Below are 16,955 nucleotides of genomic sequence, written 5' to 3'. Positions count from 1 at the left end.
GGAAGGAAGTGATTAGATGGCTATCCCATCTATTTCAGTATACAAAATGCCAGTTGAATCAGAACTACCAAAAAATAAAGTGAACTGGAAACCAGATCCGAAACGTGCGGTTCTTCTAATCCATGACATGCAAGAATATTTTCTTGATGCATATAGCGATAAAGAATCACCAAAAGTAGAACTTATTTCAAATATTAAGGTGATAAGAGAAAAATGTAAGGAACTTGGTATACCAGTTGTTTATACAGCACAACCAGGTGGACAAACGTTAGAACAACGAGGGTTATTACAAGATTTCTGGGGGGACGGTATTCCTGCTGGACCAGATAAAAAGAAAATTGTCGGTGAACTTACTCCTGATGAGGATGATATATTCTTAACAAAATGGAGATATAGTGCATTTAAAAAGACAAATCTATTAGAAATTTTAAATGAACAGGGAAGAGATCAACTTATTATTTGCGGTATTTATGCGCATATCGGCTGCCTTTTAACAGCTTGCGAAGCATTTATGGATGGTATAGAGCCATTTTTTGTAGCAGATGCAGTTGCTGATTTTTCATTAGACCATCATAAACAAGCATTGGAGTATGCATCTAATAGATGTGCAGTAACGACATCAACAAACTTACTGTTAAAAGATTTACAAAGTGTAAAAAGTGATGAGAGTGAAGGAATCACTTTACAGGAAGTGCATGAACTAGTTGCACAACTACTTCGTGAGCCAGTAGAGAGTATTGATATTGATGAGGACTTACTAAATAGAGGACTTGATTCGGTCAGAATTATGAGTTTAGTAGAGAAGTGGCGTCGCGAAGGGAAAGAAATAACTTTTGCAGATTTAGCAGAACGTCCAACTGTTTCCGATTGGTACAGTTTACTATCTTCACAGACAGCACAGGTGCTGTAACAAATAGACTACATAATAAAGGGGTAGTAAAGAATGCCTAATAGTCAAAAGGTTCGTCATTCGTTATCATCTGCGCAGACTGGTATGTGGTTTGCACAACAATTAGATCCGCTTAATCCGATTTATAATACTGGGGAATATGTTGAAATAAACGGAAATATTAATCAAGAAATTTTCGAATTAGCAGTACGTAAAGTTGTAATGGAAGCAGAAGCACTACATGTTCGTTTCGAAGAGGATGAAATTGGCCCGTGGCAAGTTATTGAGAAATCGTCAAATTTTCATATGCATTTTATTGACGTTCGTAAAGAAGAAGATTCTGAAGAAGCTGCTAAAATATGGATGAAAAATGATTTATCTATGCCAGTCGATTTGAAAACAGATACATTATTTACTGAAGCACTTATTCAAGTTGAAAATAATCGTTTCTTTTGGTATCAGCGCATCCATCACATTGTGATGGATGGCTATGGATTTTCACTTCTTAGCCAAAAGGTAGCGAAAGAGTATACATCACTTATAGAAGAAACAAGAAAGAATGAAAAGCCATTTGGTTCTCTTGCAAAAATTGTACAAGAAGATATGGAGTATCGTGAGTCTAAACAATTTCAGGAAGATCGTATTTTTTGGTTAGAAAAGTTTGCAGATGAACCGGATGCCATAAGTTTAGCAGAACGAGCGCCAAGAACATCAAATGGATTTTTACGAGAAACAGCTTATTTATCCAGTTCGAGTACGAAAACTTTACTAGAAGATATTAATATTTCGTTAACAAATTGGCCGGAATTTATTGTCGCTGTAACAAGTATTTATATGCATAAATTAACAGGTGCAAATGATATTGTTTTAGGTTTACCGATGATGGGGCGACTAGGTTCTGCATCTATTTATACACCGAGTATGGTAATGAATTTAGCACCACTTCGTCTCACTGTAACTCCAAATATAACTCTTGCGGAATTATTACAGCAAGTTTCTAAAGAGATTCGAGAAGTACGTCGTCATCATAAATACCGTCATGAGGAATTAAGAAGAGACTTAAAGTTACTAGGTGAAAATCAAAGGTTATTCGGGCCGTTAGTGAATGTGATGCCTTTTGATTATGGGCTTAATTTTGCTGGGAATCGTGGTATTACACATAATTTATCAGCAGGACCTGTCGATGATTTATCGATAAATGTTTATAAACGTTTCGATGAAAATGAGTTAATGATTCATTTTGATGCGAACCCGGAGGTATATAGTGATTCGGAACTAGCATTGCATAAAGAGAGGTTTATGAATGTATTAGAATTAGTGATAAATGATTATCAAAAAGACGTGTCGATTGGAAATATAAACATTACTCTTCCTGAAGAAAATCATAAAGTTTTATTCGAATGGAATGAAACTAAGGAAGCTGAGGATTTAATCACTCTACCTTTATTATTTGAAAAACAAGTACAAAAAAATCCAAATAAAATAGCGGTTACGTGTAACGGAGTAGACCTTACGTATAAAGAGCTAAATGAACGGGCGAATGAACTAGCGCACTATTTAGTAGAAGAAGGAATAGGGCCAAATCAGTTTGTAGCTTTAGTATTTCCAAGGTCAATAGAAATGGTAGTTAGTATGCTAGCAGTTTTAAAGGCTGGTGCAGCGTATTTACCGATAGATCCAGAATATCCAGCTGAGCGAATAAATTATATAGTAAATGATGCAAAACCAATTTATATCATCACACATTCATCTGTTTCATCTACTTTAGTTATAGAAAATGATATAAAAAAAATCGAATTAGATCGAGAAGAAACAGAACTAGCATTAAAAGCATATTCTCATAGGAATCTACCATTTAGAAATGAAGAATCACTTTTAAAGCCTGCGTATACAATTTATACTTCAGGCTCAACCGGAAATCCAAAAGGTGTAATTGTTCCTATGAAAGCTTTAAGTAACTTTTTATTGGCTATGGACGATATGTTTTCACTAAACGAAAACGATCATTTAGTAGCAGTTACAACGTTTGCTTTTGATATTTCTGCACTAGAAATTTATTTACCTCTTATTAGTGGTGCAAGTATAACAATCGCACAAAAAGAGGTAATCCAAGAACCTTCTGCGTTAACGGCATTGTTACAAGAAGAAAGAGTAACAATTATGCAAGCTACACCGACGTTATGGCAGGCGTTAGTAACTGAATATCCAGAAAGGCTACAAGGGCTAAAAGTGCTCGTTGGTGGTGAAGCGCTTCCGGCCCATTTAGCAAATATATTAAAAGAATTAGGTTGCTCTATTACAAACTTATATGGACCTACTGAAACGACTATTTGGTCTACTTTCAAGAACATCGACGAAAATGAAATTGGTATACCCCCTATTGGAAAACCGATTTGGAGTACAGATGTGTATGTATTAGATGCAGGATTACAACCAGTACCACCTGGAGTAATTGGCGAACTATATATTGCAGGAGAAGGACTTGCGAACGGCTATTTAGGAAAACCAGAGTTAACGGCTGAACGGTTTGTTGCAGATCCTTATGGAAAACCAGGGAAGCGCATGTACCGCACAGGTGATCTTGTGAAATGGCGTAACGATGGTGTGTTAGAGTACATGAGCCGCGCAGATCATCAAATTAAAATTCGTGGTTTCCGAATTGAATTAGCTGAAATTGAAATGGTATTACAACGACATGACTATATTCAACAAGCGGTAGTAATAGTACGAGAAGATCGCCCAAATGATAAACGAATCATTGCGTATATCGTTGCCGAAGGGGATGAAGGGATTAACCTTTCAGAAATTCGTTCTTATGTTTCAGAAAGTTTAGCGAATTATATGGTACCATCGGCATTTGTTGTGCTAGAAGAATTACCATTAACGCCAAATGGTAAGGTTGATAGAAAGAAATTACCTGCTCCTGATTTTAATGAAATGAACAAGGAGAGAGTTGCTAGAAATCCGAAAGAAGAAATATTATGTGATTTATTTGCAGAAGTACTTGGTGTTTCTCACATTAGCATTGATGATAATTTCTTTGAAATGGGTGGCCATTCGCTTCTTGCATCTCGTCTAATGGCAAGAATTCGTGAAACGTTAAGTGTTGAATTAGGAATAGGAAAACTATTTGAATCGCCAACTGTTGCTGAACTTGCGAAACAATTGGATCAAGCAAAAACTGCAAGACCAGCTATTAAGAAAGTAAGTAGACCAAATGAAGTTCCACTTTCATTTGCACAGCGCAGGTTATGGTTCTTAAATTGTTTAGAAGGTCCAAGTCCTACTTATAATATTCCATTAGTCGTTCGTATTTCTGGAAAGTTGAACGAGGAAGCATTGCAAGGTGCCTTTTATGATGTAGTTGAGAAGCATGAAACGCTTAGAACGATTTTCCCTAACGTATTAGGTAGTTCCTATCAGAAAATTTTAGATATGGAAAATTTAAATCTAGAAATGATAATAACAAAAACATGTAAAGATGAATTAGAAAGTGTGTTGGTAGAGGCGGTAAGATATAGTTTTAACCTTGATGTTGAACCAGCAGTTCGTCTGCAACTATTTACAGTGAATGAAAACGAACATGTATTACTAATTCTATTGCACCATATTGTAGGGGATGGCTGGTCATTACAACCGTTAACGAGAGATTTTACAGCGGCATATAAAGCACGATGTCAAGGTAACAGAGTTCAGCTAGAGACACTTCCAGTTCAATACGCAGATTATGCACTTTGGCAACAACAGTTGCTTGGTGATGAAACTACAGAAGAGAGTCTTATTTCAACACAATTAGAGTTTTGGAAGAAAGAGCTAGAAGGTTTACCAGATCAGCTGGAGTTACCTACAGATTACCAGCGTCCAATTGAAACGAGTTATCGCGGAGAAACAATTCATTTTCAAATAGATGCGGGTATGCATAGTAGGTTAGTAGAGCTTGCACGGAAAAACGGAGTTAGTTTGTTTATGGTGTTGCAAGCAGGACTTAGTGCGTTATTTACAAGATTAGGTGCAGGTACTGATATACCAATCGGTAGTCCGATTGCTGGAAGAAACGATGATGCACTCTCTGACATAGTTGGTTTATTTGTAAATACATTAGTGTTACGCACAAATACATCAGGAGATCCAAGTTTTAAAGAATTATTGAATAGAGTGAAGCAGTCAAATCTTGCAGCTTATGAAAATCAAGATGTTCCATTTGAACGACTCGTTGAAGTGTTAAACCCAGTACGTACTCGAAATAGTCATCCGCTGTTTCAAGTTATGTTAGCTTTCCAAAATACGCCAGAAGCAACATTTGATGCTCCAGATATTAAAGCAGACCTTGAAATCCAAAGTGTGGGCTCTGCGAAGTTTGATCTAACATTTGAAATTAGCGAGAGTAACGGAGTTCATGGTACGCCAGACGGCTTACAGGGGTTACTAGAGTTTAGTACCGATTTGTATAAACGTGAAACGGTTCAACAATTAGTAGAACGATTCATTCTGTTATTGGATGATGCAGCGAAACATCCGGATCAATCAATTGGCACATTAGAAATTTTAACATTAGCAGAGAGAAATACAGTGCTAGAAAAGTGGAATGGTGGTTTTCAAATTGTACCAGAAATGACATTGTCACAATTATTTGAAAAGCAGGTTTATATAAATCCGAATTCTATTGCTGTCGTCTTTGAAGATGAAAAGTTAACTTATGAAGAGTTGAATAAAAAAGCGAATAAAATAGCTCGATTGCTAATTGCAAAAGGAGTTGGTCCTGATCAACTCGTTGCTTTAGCAATGCCGAGATCTTTAAATATGGTTGTAAGCTTACTAGCTGTTCTGAAAGCGGGAGCAGGTTATCTTCCATTAGATCCGGATTATCCGTCAGATCGTATTTCATTTATGCTCCACGATGCGAAACCATCATGTGTGTTAACAAATTCAGATGTGGAAATTGAATGTGATGAGGAACTGAAAATTTTAGTTGATGATGTGAAGACAATAAAAGAAATTGAGAAGTATAGTGAAGATAATATTGATGAAATGGAGCGCATGAAGCCATTATCTCCTTCACATATTGCTTACGTTATTTATACGTCAGGCTCAACAGGTAGACCGAAAGGCGTTATGATACCTCATCAAAACGTAGTAAGACTTTTAGGAGCAACTGATCATTGGTTCCAATTTGACGCAGAAGATGTTTGGACGATGTTCCATTCATATGCTTTTGATTTCTCGGTTTGGGAAATTTGGGGCCCTTTATTATATGGAGGGCGTCTAGTCGTAGTACCACATACTGTAAGTCGCTCGCCGAAAGAATTTTTACAACTTCTTGTTAAGGAAAAGGTTACTGTTTTAAATCAAACTCCATCAGCGTTCTATCAATTGATACAAGTAGATCGTGAAAATGAAGAGATTGGTCAAAAATTATCATTACGATATGTCGTTTTTGGAGGAGAAGCACTTGAGCTAAGTCGATTAGAAGATTGGTATAGTCGACATCTTCATAACGCACCAAAGCTTATTAATATGTACGGTATAACGGAGACGACAGTACATGTTAGTTATATTGAGTTAGATGAGAATATCGTTTCGTTACGAGCGAATAGTTTAATTGGGTGCAGTATACCTGACCTTAAAGTATACGTATTAGACAACTATTTACAACCAGTGCCACCTGGAGTAGTTGGAGAAATGTATGTTGCAGGTGCAGGGCTTGCTCGTGGTTATTTAGGAAGAGCAGGTTTAACTGCTGAGCGTTTTATCGCAGATCCATTTGGTAAGCCAGGTACAAGAATGTATCGTACAGGAGACTTAGCTCGTTGGCGTAAAGATGGGACGCTAGATTATATAGGGCGTGCAGATCACCAAATAAAAATTCGTGGATTCCGAATTGAATTAGGGGAAATAGAAGCGGTCATAATGAAACACCCTAAAGTTGAGCAAGTAGCCGTTATTGTACGGGAAGATCAACCAGGGGATAAACGGTTAGTTTCTTATATCGTCCCATCAAATAATGAAATAATTGATACGAATGAAATGCGTAAGTATGCTGGAGGTAGTTTACCAGATTACATGGTTCCGTACGCTTTTGTAGTAGTAAATGAGTTGCCTTTAACCCCAAATGGTAAATTAGATAGAAAGGCATTGCCGGCTCCAGAATTTATCGTATCATCTTCTAGTCGTGGACCAAGAACACCGCAAGAAGAAATGTTATGTGACTTGTTTACAGAAGTTTTAAGTGTGCCGCAAATTGGAATTGATGACGGATTCTTTGATCTAGGTGGCCATTCACTTCTTGCAGTGCAGCTTATGAGTCGTATTAAAGAAGCACTTGGGGTTGAACTAAATATCGGAACTTTATTTGCAGCACCTACTGTTGCAGGTCTTGCTGAAAGACTTGAGGTGGGAAATGGACAAAGTGCACTTGATGTGTTACTTCCATTACGAGCAAGCGGAGACCAATTACCACTATTTTGTGTACACCCAGCAGGTGGATTAAGTTGGTGCTATGCAGGACTTATGAAATCTTTAGGAACAGATTATCCAATCTACGGTGTCCAAGCACGTGGTATCGCTAAAAATGAAGAACTTCCAAAAAGTTTAGAGGAGATGGCATCGGATTATTTAAAACACGTTCGTGAAGTACAGCCTCACGGACCATATCGGTTACTCGGTTGGTCGCTCGGAGGAAATGTTGTTCATGCAATGGCGGCGCAACTACAAAGTGAAGGGGAAGAAGTAGAATTACTCGTTATGCTGGATTCTTATCCAGGTCACTTCTTACCAAATACGGAAGCACCTACTGAAGAAGAAGCATTAATCGCATTACTTGCTTTAGGCGGATACGATCCAGATAACATGGATGGTAAACCACTTACGATGGAAAGTGCAGTAGAAATACTTCGTAAAGATGGAAGTGCATTAGCAAGTCTTGAAGAAGAGACTATTTTGAACTTGAAAGAAACATATGTAAATTCGGTAGGATTGTTAGGGAAATATGTACCGAAAGTTTATAACGGAGATATTTTATTCTTTAGATCTACTGTTATACCAGACTGGTTTGATCCTATCTCTCCAAATACGTGGCTAAATTATTTAGATGGGCAAATTGTGCAACACAATATTGATTGTAGACATAAAGATTTATGTCAACCAGGACCACTTACAGAAATTGGACAAGTGTTAGCGAAATATTTGCAGAATAAGAAAGGGGTAAGTACAGTATGACGAATCCATTTGAAAATGATAATTACACATATAAAGTACTAAAAAATGAGGAGGGCCAGTATTCGCTCTGGCCTGTCTTTCTTGATGTACCTATTGGTTGGAATGTCGTACATGAAGAGGCTAGTAGGAATGATTGTTTACAATATGTTGAAAATAATTGGAAAGATTTGAATCCAAAAAGTAATCAAGTTGGCGAAAAAATATTAGTAGGAAAACGATAATGAAGGCAAAAATAAATCCAAAAGTAGTTGTAAGTATCGTATATATAACAGCGATGTTTATGGCTGCGATGGATGCAACGATTGTGAATGTAGCACTGCAAACGATAAGTAAAGAATTACAAGTGCCACCATCTGCAATGGGGACGGTTAATGTTGGGTATTTAGTTAGCTTAGCTGTTTTCCTTCCGATTTCTGGTTGGTTAGGAGATCGCTTCGGTACGAAAAGAGTATTTCTAACCGCTCTTTTCGTATTTACAACTGCGTCTGCATTATGTGGAATAGCGAACGATATTACTTCATTGAATATTTTTCGTATCATTCAAGGTGCTGGCGGGGGGCTTTTAACGCCAGTTGGGATGGCGATGTTATTCCGAACATTTTCACCAGAGGAAAGGCCGAAAATTTCACGGTTTATTGTGTTACCAATTGCTGTCGCACCGGCAGTAGGACCAATTATTGGCGGTTTCTTTGTAGATCAAATGTCTTGGCGCTGGGCATTTTATATTAATTTACCGTTTGGAATCGTAGCGTTACTATTCGGTCTATTATTTTTAAAAGAGCATATTGAAAAATCAGCTGGTCGCTTTGATTCTCTCGGTTTTATTCTTTCAGCACCAGGATTCGCGATGCTTATCTATGCACTTAGTCAAGGGCCGTCAAAAGGCTGGGGTTCTTCAGAAATTATAAGTACTGGAATAGCTGGGATTGTATTCATTACATTGTTTATCATTGTAGAACTTAGAGTAAAGCAACCGATGTTAGATTTACGCTTATTAAAAGAACCAGTCTTTAGAAAAATGAGCCTTATTTCATTGTTTTCATCCGCTGGTTTACTAGGAATGTTATTTGTTTTTCCACTTATGTATCAAAATGTAATAGGAGTTTCCGCATTGGAATCAGGTCTTACGACATTCCCAGAGGCGATTGGGTTAATGATATCGTCACAGATTGTGCCATGGTCATATAAGAAATTAGGAGCTCGAAAGGTAATTTCTATTGGATTAATTTGTACGGCGATTATTTTTGTTTTATTAAGTTTTGTAAATCACGATACGAACCCATGGCAAATTCGGGCATTATTGTTTGGTATCGGTATTTTCTTAGGTCAGTCTGTTGGAGCAGTTCAATTTTCGGCATTTAATAATATCACGCCACCTTCTATGGGGAGAGCTACGACTATATTTAATGTGCAAAATCGATTAGGTTCAGCGATAGGAGTTGCAGTTTTAGCTAGTATACTAGCCGGTTTTGGAAATAATAGTGTACAAAATAATGCTCAGTCAGATTTCTTACCATATCAAGCTGCATTAATTGGATCAGCAATATTTTTACTCGTAGCATTACTATTTTCTTTACGTATTTCTGATAAAGAAGTAATGTCAAAGAAGAAAGAAAAAATGTTATCTGTATCAAAAAAAGAGAAAGTACTTGTCAATGAATAACAATTTACGTAAGCTTTTTTAATGAAAATTGATATTCATTGTATAAAGGAGAGTTTACATGATAGAAAGTAAAGTTGTAGATTCTATTCCAACTTTGACTGAGAATGATTGTCAAATATGGTGGGCAAGAATTTCAGATTTACAATCATGGCATTACAATTTACTAAACGATGTTGAACGAGAGAAAGCAAATTCATATCATTATTCGGCAGATCGTGCACGATTTATAATAGGTTGTGTAATTAGTAGGTTAGTTCTTGGTAAAATACTTTCTATGTTACCAGTTCAAGTGCCAATTGATAGGATGTGCCCAGTATGTAAGTTACAGCATGGCAGACCGCAATTACCAAAAGGAATGCCACAAATATCTGTTTCACATTCGGGTGAGTGGGTTGTTGTTGCATTTACAAAGTCTGCACCTGTAGGCGTTGATGTTGAACAAATGAATCCAAATGTAGATGTTATGAAAATGGCAGAGGGCGTATTAACAGACATTGAAATAGCACAAGTTATGAAGTTACCTAATGAACAGAAAATAGAAGGTTTTTTAACATATTGGACTCGAAAAGAAGCGGTACTAAAAGCGACAGGTGAAGGACTAATGATTTCACCAGTAGGTATTACTGTATCAGCTCCAAATGATCCTCCAAATTTGTTAGTTTTTAAGGATAGGCAAGAATTAGTAGAAAATACAATGATGGCAGATATAAGGCCTAGTGTAGATTATATGGCTTCAATTGCAATATTTAGTAAAGAAGTAACTGAAATCACACAGTTAGATGCAGTAGCGCTTTTAAATTATAAATAAGTTAAATAAAAAATCTTATAGAAGAGGTGTTCCTCATGTTAGTAGCGGAAAATAGAACAAATGAATTCACTTATAATGTACAAGCAATTAAAAATATTTTATTTTCTGGAGATACATCATCTATTCATGCCTTAGAAAAGCTTTTGAATGATACAGTTCAGTTTGATGTTCTCGAACAAGAGGTACTTGATAGACAGTACATCCCGAAAGAAGCAAAGAATTTCTTTGATATAAACGGGACATTTCTTTACCGTGTATCCAATGTTAGTTATAAAGGAAAAGTGTTATCTGAGAATCTAATTTTTGCGGACACTTCGTTTTTACCAAATACAATTAAGAGTGAATTAGAGAGTGGAAATATTCCAGTTGAAAAACTTATAGAAAAGATGGAAGTAAGAAGAAACGTATTATACGAAGGATATCAGCCATCTGGGAATATTATTGAATTGTTTGATGGATGCTCTGTTACGGCGAATGTGTATCCAACTAGAAAATATCAAATTGTAAGTAATTGCAAATGCATATTTTATATTTGTGAAGTATATCATGCAGAGAATATAAAAAATCTGCTTAAATAGAAAATAAGAAACCAGCCTATAAAATGGCTGGTTTCTTATTTATTTCACAGCTTCTTTTAACTCTTTACCCGCTTTAAATGCTGGAACTTTACCAGCAGCGATTTGAATTTCTTCGCCAGTTTGTGGATTACGTCCTGTACGAGCAGATCTTTCGCGCACTTCAAAAGTTCCAAAGCCGATTAATTGAACTTTATCGCCAGATTGTAATGCAGTAGCAATTGTGTCAAATACGGATTGTACCGCTGCAGAAGCTTCCTTTTGAGAAATATCAGCGGATTGTGCCACGTTTTTAACTAATTCTGTTTTGTTCATGTTTTCACCTCATAAAAAGTTTTTTAGAATGAATGTTTTAGTATAATGGATAGTATAGAGAAAGCTATTTATATGGTTAGAAAGAATACTATATAGTTATGTTAATTTCGTTGTAAGAGACTGAATCCCTGCTAATAATTAGGGATTAATTAAGAATTGATGTATAGAAAACGCTGTAATATGAGGATGAGGGGGAGTATATGAATGATTTTTCGTGAAAAGAATGAGAAAGAAAGTATATTAATTCGTCAACATGATCATGGTTTTTTAGCTGGAGAGATTGCAAAGCATATAAAAGAAGATTTTTTTGAAGATGAAACATACTTAAAAGAGACAATTGACGCAATATATGAGCATGATAGAGGATGGATAGAACTTGATAAAGTACCAATTTTGAATGATGCTAAAAATATTCCATATACATTTATGGATTGTCCAAGTTCATTGCGTTTTGTTTTTTATACGATTGGTTTGAATGAAATTGAAGATTCGAATCCATACGGAGCATTACTTTGTAGTAAACATTTTTTATCATTCCCATTAAATGACGAAGACGAAGAAATGATGTCTTTTTATAAACATGAATTAGAACGACAAAAAAGAATTTTGAAAACGTTAACAAAAGAACAGTTTGCGATGTTCGATAAACATTATAAATTATTAAAGTTTTGTGATGAACTTTCGTTATATGTATGTATGAATAAACCTGGTGTAGACAAGACAGATGAAATTGATTTATTTAAAGGTGGTTTTGAGGGAACAGAAATGTTTAATAGTAAGGAGGAGAAACCTATTCAAGCTGAATGGGTGGACGAGGAAACAATTCGGATTACACCGTTTCCATTTCAAACGGAATTTCATACGTATGTAAATTATAAAACTATAGATAAACGTGAAATTGAAGAAAAAGGAATTGTAAAGGCTGATAGAGAATCAGAAATGAAGAAACAGACCATTCGTTTCATACAATAAGGAGGCGATTTCGATTGAAAGAGTACATGTTAAAACAGGTGGATTACCATGCTTGGGCTAATATACGGTTATTCAATCGACTAAAAGAATTACCAAGCTATGAGACTATTTTTAATGAACAGATACAGAGTGTATTTCCATCAATTAAGGATACTTTTGCGCATATTTATATTACAGATCAAGTGTGGTTACACATATTGCATGGTAAAAGTATGAATGAAGCAATACAAGACCGAGAAAATCTACGAAAACAAATCGAAACTAAATCGTTACATGAATTAGAAAAAATGTTTGAAAACATGGCAAATCAATATAAAGACTTCTTAATTACAATACAAGACGTGAATGCTGTATTTGTTATCGAGAATCCATATGCAGGGAAATTAGAAACTTCAATTTTAGAGTTAGTACAACATGTTGTAAATCATGGGACATATCATAGAGGAAATATAACAGCGATGATCCGTCAACTTGGTCATCCGTCGACAATGATGGATTTTATACTGTATTTACATATGGTGCAGAAGGAGGGGGAGTAATATAGTTTGTAAGAAGGAGAGCCTTTAATTGTAAAAGTCTCTCCTTCTGTTTTATCCCGCACTAATGGCAGATCGACTGATTAAAGTTTTACATTATTTCTTAAGAGGCTTTATTTTCTTGTAATTGCTTAGCGTATTGTATAGCTTTATATGCATTGACTCTACCGTTTTTCCAATACGTACCTGTACCACTAATTTTATCAGACGTTGACTCAATAATTTGGCGGATTTGTGTATTGCTATATCCTTGATTTGCTAAAAGAGCAGCGACTCCTGCAACATGAGGTGTTGCCATAGATGTACCACTTAATGATTGATACGTGCTTCCTTTATATGTGGAATATATATTTGAACCTGGTGCTGCAACATCTACCCAGCTACCATAAGTAGAAAATGAAGATTTTCTATCTGATTGATCTGTAGAAGCAACTGCAATCACCTCGTTGTAATAAGCAGGGTAATTAGCTTTTGTATTTCCAGCATTTCCAGCAGCTGCAACAATAACAGAGCCTTTATTCCATGCATATTGAACGGCTTGTTGTAAAGCAGTCCCACCATTTGGGGCGCCTAAGCTTAAACTAATTACTTTTGCACCTGAATCAGCAGCTTCTCTAATCCCTTGCGCTACAGCATCAAGAGTACCACTCCCTTGATTATCTAATACGCGGACAGCATAAATTGAAGTTTGTGGGGCAACACCAGCAATTCCAACACTATTATTCGTAAGTGCTCCAGTAATTCCAGCGCAATGCGTACCATGACCATTACCATCATCAGATGTATTGTCGTTATCAACATAATCATGTCCGTAAATTACTTTCGAAGCTAAATCAGGGTGTGAACCTTGAACTCCTGTATCAATAATAGCTACTTTTACACCAGGATCACTTCGTTGACTATCCCAAGCTTGTGGAGCTTGAATTTTTTGCAATCCATATTGATTTTTAAAAAATGGGTCGTTCGGAGTCCAAAAGGCCTGAACGTAATAATTCGGTTCTGCATATTCCACATCTGGATTATTTTTATAACTTTTTATTTTTTCTTTGACAGTACCTTTTGAAAATTGAACGACTTCAAAACCTAACGTATCATCTTTAGATAAAACGTTAGCACCGACAGATTTGTGAAAAGATTGAACATTACTTAAAGAGGCATTTTGTTTGAACTTAACGATTAATTGGTTAGGGACGTAATCAGTAGATGATGTTTCAGCACTTGAAGTATTTGTGTTAAAAAAGAAACCACCGATAATGAATGATAAAACAGATAGGAAAACAATGATTTTGTTTTTCAAAAGATTTTTCCTCCCTTTTCTCGGATGAGTTTTTCGGCGACACTTTAATGTCGCATTCCTTTTCAACTATATAGTTAGACCATACGATTTATGTCATTTATGTGAAAAATTTTTAGTGGAATAAAAAAGGGAAAGATTGATATAAATATATTTTTAATGATACTTACTGAGTTAGAAAACGAAAAAAGGAATGCTCATTATGTATGAGTCATTCCTTTTTTTTAGATTAACTTGCCTGTTTTTTATGACTTTCTTTCAATTTCTCTGCTTGTAAAAAGCGATTCGTTTCAGCAACAACAATACCACTTAACCCAATAAGGCCAATTAAGTTTGGAATCGCCATAAGTCCATTTGCAATATCAGCAAATGTCCATACGATACCTAGTTTTAAGTTAGCACCTATAGCAATCATGACGATAAAGATCGCTTTATAATATTTAACAGCACCTTCTCCAAATAAATAAGCCACGCACTTCTCGCCGTAATACGACCATCCTAAAATAGTAGAGTAGGCAAATAATATAATTGCGATACCAAGAATCATACTACCAGCAGTGCCAAATACAGATTGGAACGCAAGTGTTGTCGCTTCAACGCCAGTTTTACCTGATTTCCATGCACCTGTAGTAATTAATACTAGCCCTGTAATTGTACATACAATAAACGTATCTAGAAAAGTACCAGTCATAGAAACTAAAGCTTGCTTTGCAGGTGAATCAGTTTTTGCGGCAGCTGCTGCAATAGGGGCACTCCCTAAACCAGCTTCGTTCGCAAATACACCGCGCGCCATTCCGATTTGAATTGCAGATGCAATTGTTGCACCAATAAAACCACCAGCAGCTGCAGTCCCATTGAATGCGCCAGAAAAAATAAGTGAGAATGCTTCTGGAATTTGATCGTAGTGATAGAAAATAATAATAAGCCCAGCAATGATATAAAAGAAAGCTTTAATAGGAACGATATATCCTGTCACTTTCCCGATTTTTTTCACACCACCTAAAATAACAATGGCGATTAAAAACGACATGAATATACCAGTTAAAGCAGGAGGGAAAGAGAAATTAATTCGCATTGCCTCTGCAACTGAGTTAGATTGCACCATATTACCGATACCGAAAGAAGCAGTTGTGCCGAATATAGCGAATAAAACAGCAAGCCATTTCTTACCTAAACCACGTTCTAAATAGTACATTGGTCCACCTGAGTATTCACCCTTTTCATTACTAACACGGTATTTCACCGCAAGAATTGCTTCGGCATACTTTGTTGCCATACCGAACAAAGCAGTAATCCACATCCAAAAGATTGCACCGGGTCCACCGATCGTTACAGCAGTTGCAACACCGGCTATATTCCCCATACCAATCGTTGCTGCCATAGCTGTCATAAGTGCTTGGAAGTGGCTAATATCTCCAGAAGAAGATGTATCTTCTGATTTTTTAAAAGCTAGTTTGTGAGCGTATAATAGTTTACTAAACTGTAACCCTTTTAAACGCACTGTGAGAATGATACCAGTACCAACGAGTAACAACAACGTTGGTAATCCCCACACATAGTGATTGATTTGTTCTAATACTGTACTTACTGTCTCCATCTGTATTCTCCTTTTTATGAAAAAATAAAAACCACTTCAAGTAAATGAAATGGTCTCTGGAGAAACAAGGGATAGAAAAATAAACCGATACAAATCGGCATTTTCTTTCGCTTGTCTCTGTCCTTTTACCTGAGAGATTATCCGCTATAGTAGCGGATTTGCTCCTTCGGTGCTCTTTTTCCTCCGCGCTATATAAAAGCGAGAGGGAGTCTCTCCAGAGATTCGTCCCCATGCAGTTCTACTTGTAAACAAGACCTGAGAGTTTCAAAGTTGATTCAGCAACTTTTTGCCCCGTCGGTAGATCAATAGACCTTCTCCTGAATGGTTCATCCGAATTATAAAATTTATAAAAACATTGATTGTAAATCAATAAAAACATTATAGACAGACAAAATATGAATTGCAATCTTTTTTTATTTTAAAATAGTAACCAGTTTTATTTTTTTGCAAGTCCTAATTTAATTTCAACTTCATTTAACGTAGATAAAGCGAGGATAATATGTTGGTCCGCAAGTCCTAAAGCGTGTTTAGTATTTTCAATTGTTTCATTGGATGGAGTAGAGTTATTTGCTCCATCTATAATTAAATTTGCTGCGTTTTTCATAAATTTAGAAGCAGTCTTAAATTCAGTTGTGAAATAAATTAGTTGTTCTTGTATTTGTACTTCCGATATATTTTCTTTAATTTTCACAGTGTCTATTTCGTTCATGATTTTTTCATATTGTTTGGAAATAGCAGTCATTGTGACTAATAGTTTATCTCTGTCTACTGAATCTCCGTTCGTGTTAATCTCTTCCCAGGTAGGCAACCAATCTTTTTCGATGATGTCATTATAATTTGTAGTTAATTCATCAATTTTTGGTTGTAATTTAGTTTTAAAACTTTTTGTATCAATTGTTTCTACGGTAGTTTTTTCGTTATTATTTTTATCTTTAGTTGTGTAGAAAATCGTACAGGTAATAATAAAAATAGAAATAACGATTGTCCATTTATTAAAAAATAATTTCTTCAATGGGTAATACCTCCAAAAATAAATATCTTCTAATTATAAAATATATAACCTGTCTCTTATACACATCTCCGAGCCCACG

Annotated in this window: 12 protein-coding genes and 1 riboswitch; of the genes, 8 read left to right on the top strand and 4 right to left on the bottom strand. The window is 35.9% G+C overall.

The genetic code is table 11. The annotated features are described in order from the left end of the window. Positions 1 to 16: 16 nt before the first annotated feature. Genes JDS82_RS15570 through JDS82_RS15545 form a run of 6 tightly spaced genes read left to right on the top strand, consistent with a single transcriptional unit; the run spans position 17 to position 11,153 of the window. Positions 17 to 910: an isochorismatase family protein gene (locus JDS82_RS15570; protein ID WP_001007289.1), complete on the top strand. Its 894-nt coding sequence runs from the start codon at positions 17 to 19 to the stop codon at positions 908 to 910. 33 nt (positions 911 to 943) lie between these two features. Further along, entirely contained in the window at positions 944 to 8,104 is a 7,161-nt protein-coding gene (locus tag JDS82_RS15565) for an amino acid adenylation domain-containing protein (RefSeq protein ID WP_199713550.1), read from the top strand. Continuing rightward, positions 8,101 to 8,325 carry an MbtH family protein gene (locus JDS82_RS15560; RefSeq protein ID WP_000184070.1) on the top strand — a complete coding sequence of 75 codons (225 nt, stop codon included), beginning with the start codon at positions 8,101 to 8,103 and terminating at the stop codon, positions 8,323 to 8,325. Before JDS82_RS15565 ends, JDS82_RS15560 begins: the two co-directional genes overlap by 4 nt. Then, the gene (locus JDS82_RS15555) at positions 8,325 to 9,767 is read left to right on the top strand and encodes an MDR family MFS transporter (protein ID WP_199713549.1); all 1,443 of its coding nucleotides are present in this window, start codon (positions 8,325 to 8,327) and stop codon (positions 9,765 to 9,767) included. Before JDS82_RS15560 ends, JDS82_RS15555 begins: the two co-directional genes overlap by 1 nt. 58 nt (positions 9,768 to 9,825) lie before the next feature. Beyond that, positions 9,826 to 10,575, top strand: coding sequence for a 4'-phosphopantetheinyl transferase Sfp (gene sfp, locus JDS82_RS15550; protein WP_061672457.1), 750 nt, complete (start codon positions 9,826 to 9,828; stop codon positions 10,573 to 10,575). Between the two features lie 35 nt (positions 10,576 to 10,610). Beyond that, a complete protein-coding gene (locus JDS82_RS15545) occupies positions 10,611 to 11,153 on the top strand; it encodes a hypothetical protein (protein ID WP_061672458.1) in 543 nt (180 codons plus the stop codon). Between the two features lie 39 nt (positions 11,154 to 11,192). On the opposite strand, the gene JDS82_RS15540 is transcribed toward JDS82_RS15545, so the two are convergent. Then, on the bottom strand, positions 11,193 to 11,465 hold the full coding sequence (locus JDS82_RS15540; RefSeq protein WP_001043960.1) for an HU family DNA-binding protein: 273 nt from the start codon (positions 11,463 to 11,465) through the stop codon (positions 11,193 to 11,195). Positions 11,466 to 11,669: 204 nt separating this feature from the next. Here JDS82_RS15540 and JDS82_RS15535 point away from each other — a divergent pair, with 204 nt between their 5' ends. Together JDS82_RS15535 and JDS82_RS15530 are read left to right on the top strand one after the other, a co-directional pair. Continuing rightward, positions 11,670 to 12,437: a DUF3891 family protein gene (locus JDS82_RS15535; protein ID WP_048563069.1), complete on the top strand. Its 768-nt coding sequence runs from the start codon at positions 11,670 to 11,672 to the stop codon at positions 12,435 to 12,437. 14 nt (positions 12,438 to 12,451) lie between these two features. Continuing rightward, positions 12,452 to 12,976, top strand: coding sequence for a DinB family protein (locus tag JDS82_RS15530; protein ID WP_088112940.1), 525 nt, complete (start codon positions 12,452 to 12,454; stop codon positions 12,974 to 12,976). A gap of 100 nt (positions 12,977 to 13,076) precedes the next feature. Here JDS82_RS15530 and JDS82_RS15525 read toward each other — a convergent pair whose 3' ends face one another. The 3 genes from JDS82_RS15525 to JDS82_RS15515 form a co-directional block, all read right to left on the bottom strand. Continuing rightward, positions 13,077 to 14,270 carry a S8 family peptidase gene (locus JDS82_RS15525; protein WP_048563067.1) on the bottom strand — a complete coding sequence of 398 codons (1,194 nt, stop codon included), beginning with the start codon at positions 14,268 to 14,270 and terminating at the stop codon, positions 13,077 to 13,079. Between the two features lie 226 nt (positions 14,271 to 14,496). Further along, positions 14,497 to 15,864 (bottom strand): alanine/glycine:cation symporter family protein, encoded by a 1,368-nt coding sequence (locus tag JDS82_RS15520; RefSeq protein ID WP_048563066.1) that lies wholly within the window; start codon positions 15,862 to 15,864, stop codon positions 14,497 to 14,499. 107 nt (positions 15,865 to 15,971) lie between these two features. Then, a riboswitch (glycine riboswitch) is annotated at positions 15,972 to 16,092 on the bottom strand. 208 nt (positions 16,093 to 16,300) lie between these two features. Next, the gene (locus JDS82_RS15515) at positions 16,301 to 16,876 is read right to left on the bottom strand and encodes a hypothetical protein (protein ID WP_199713548.1); all 576 of its coding nucleotides are present in this window, start codon (positions 16,874 to 16,876) and stop codon (positions 16,301 to 16,303) included. Positions 16,877 to 16,955 lie beyond the last annotated feature (79 nt).

The organism is Bacillus cereus group sp. N14, from assembly GCF_016483555.1.
Classification (GTDB): Bacteria; Bacillota; Bacilli; order Bacillales; family Bacillaceae_G; genus Bacillus_A; species Bacillus_A wiedmannii.
The sequence above is the reverse complement of the archived record's forward strand: the minus strand, read 5'-3'. Positions and strand labels throughout refer to the sequence as shown.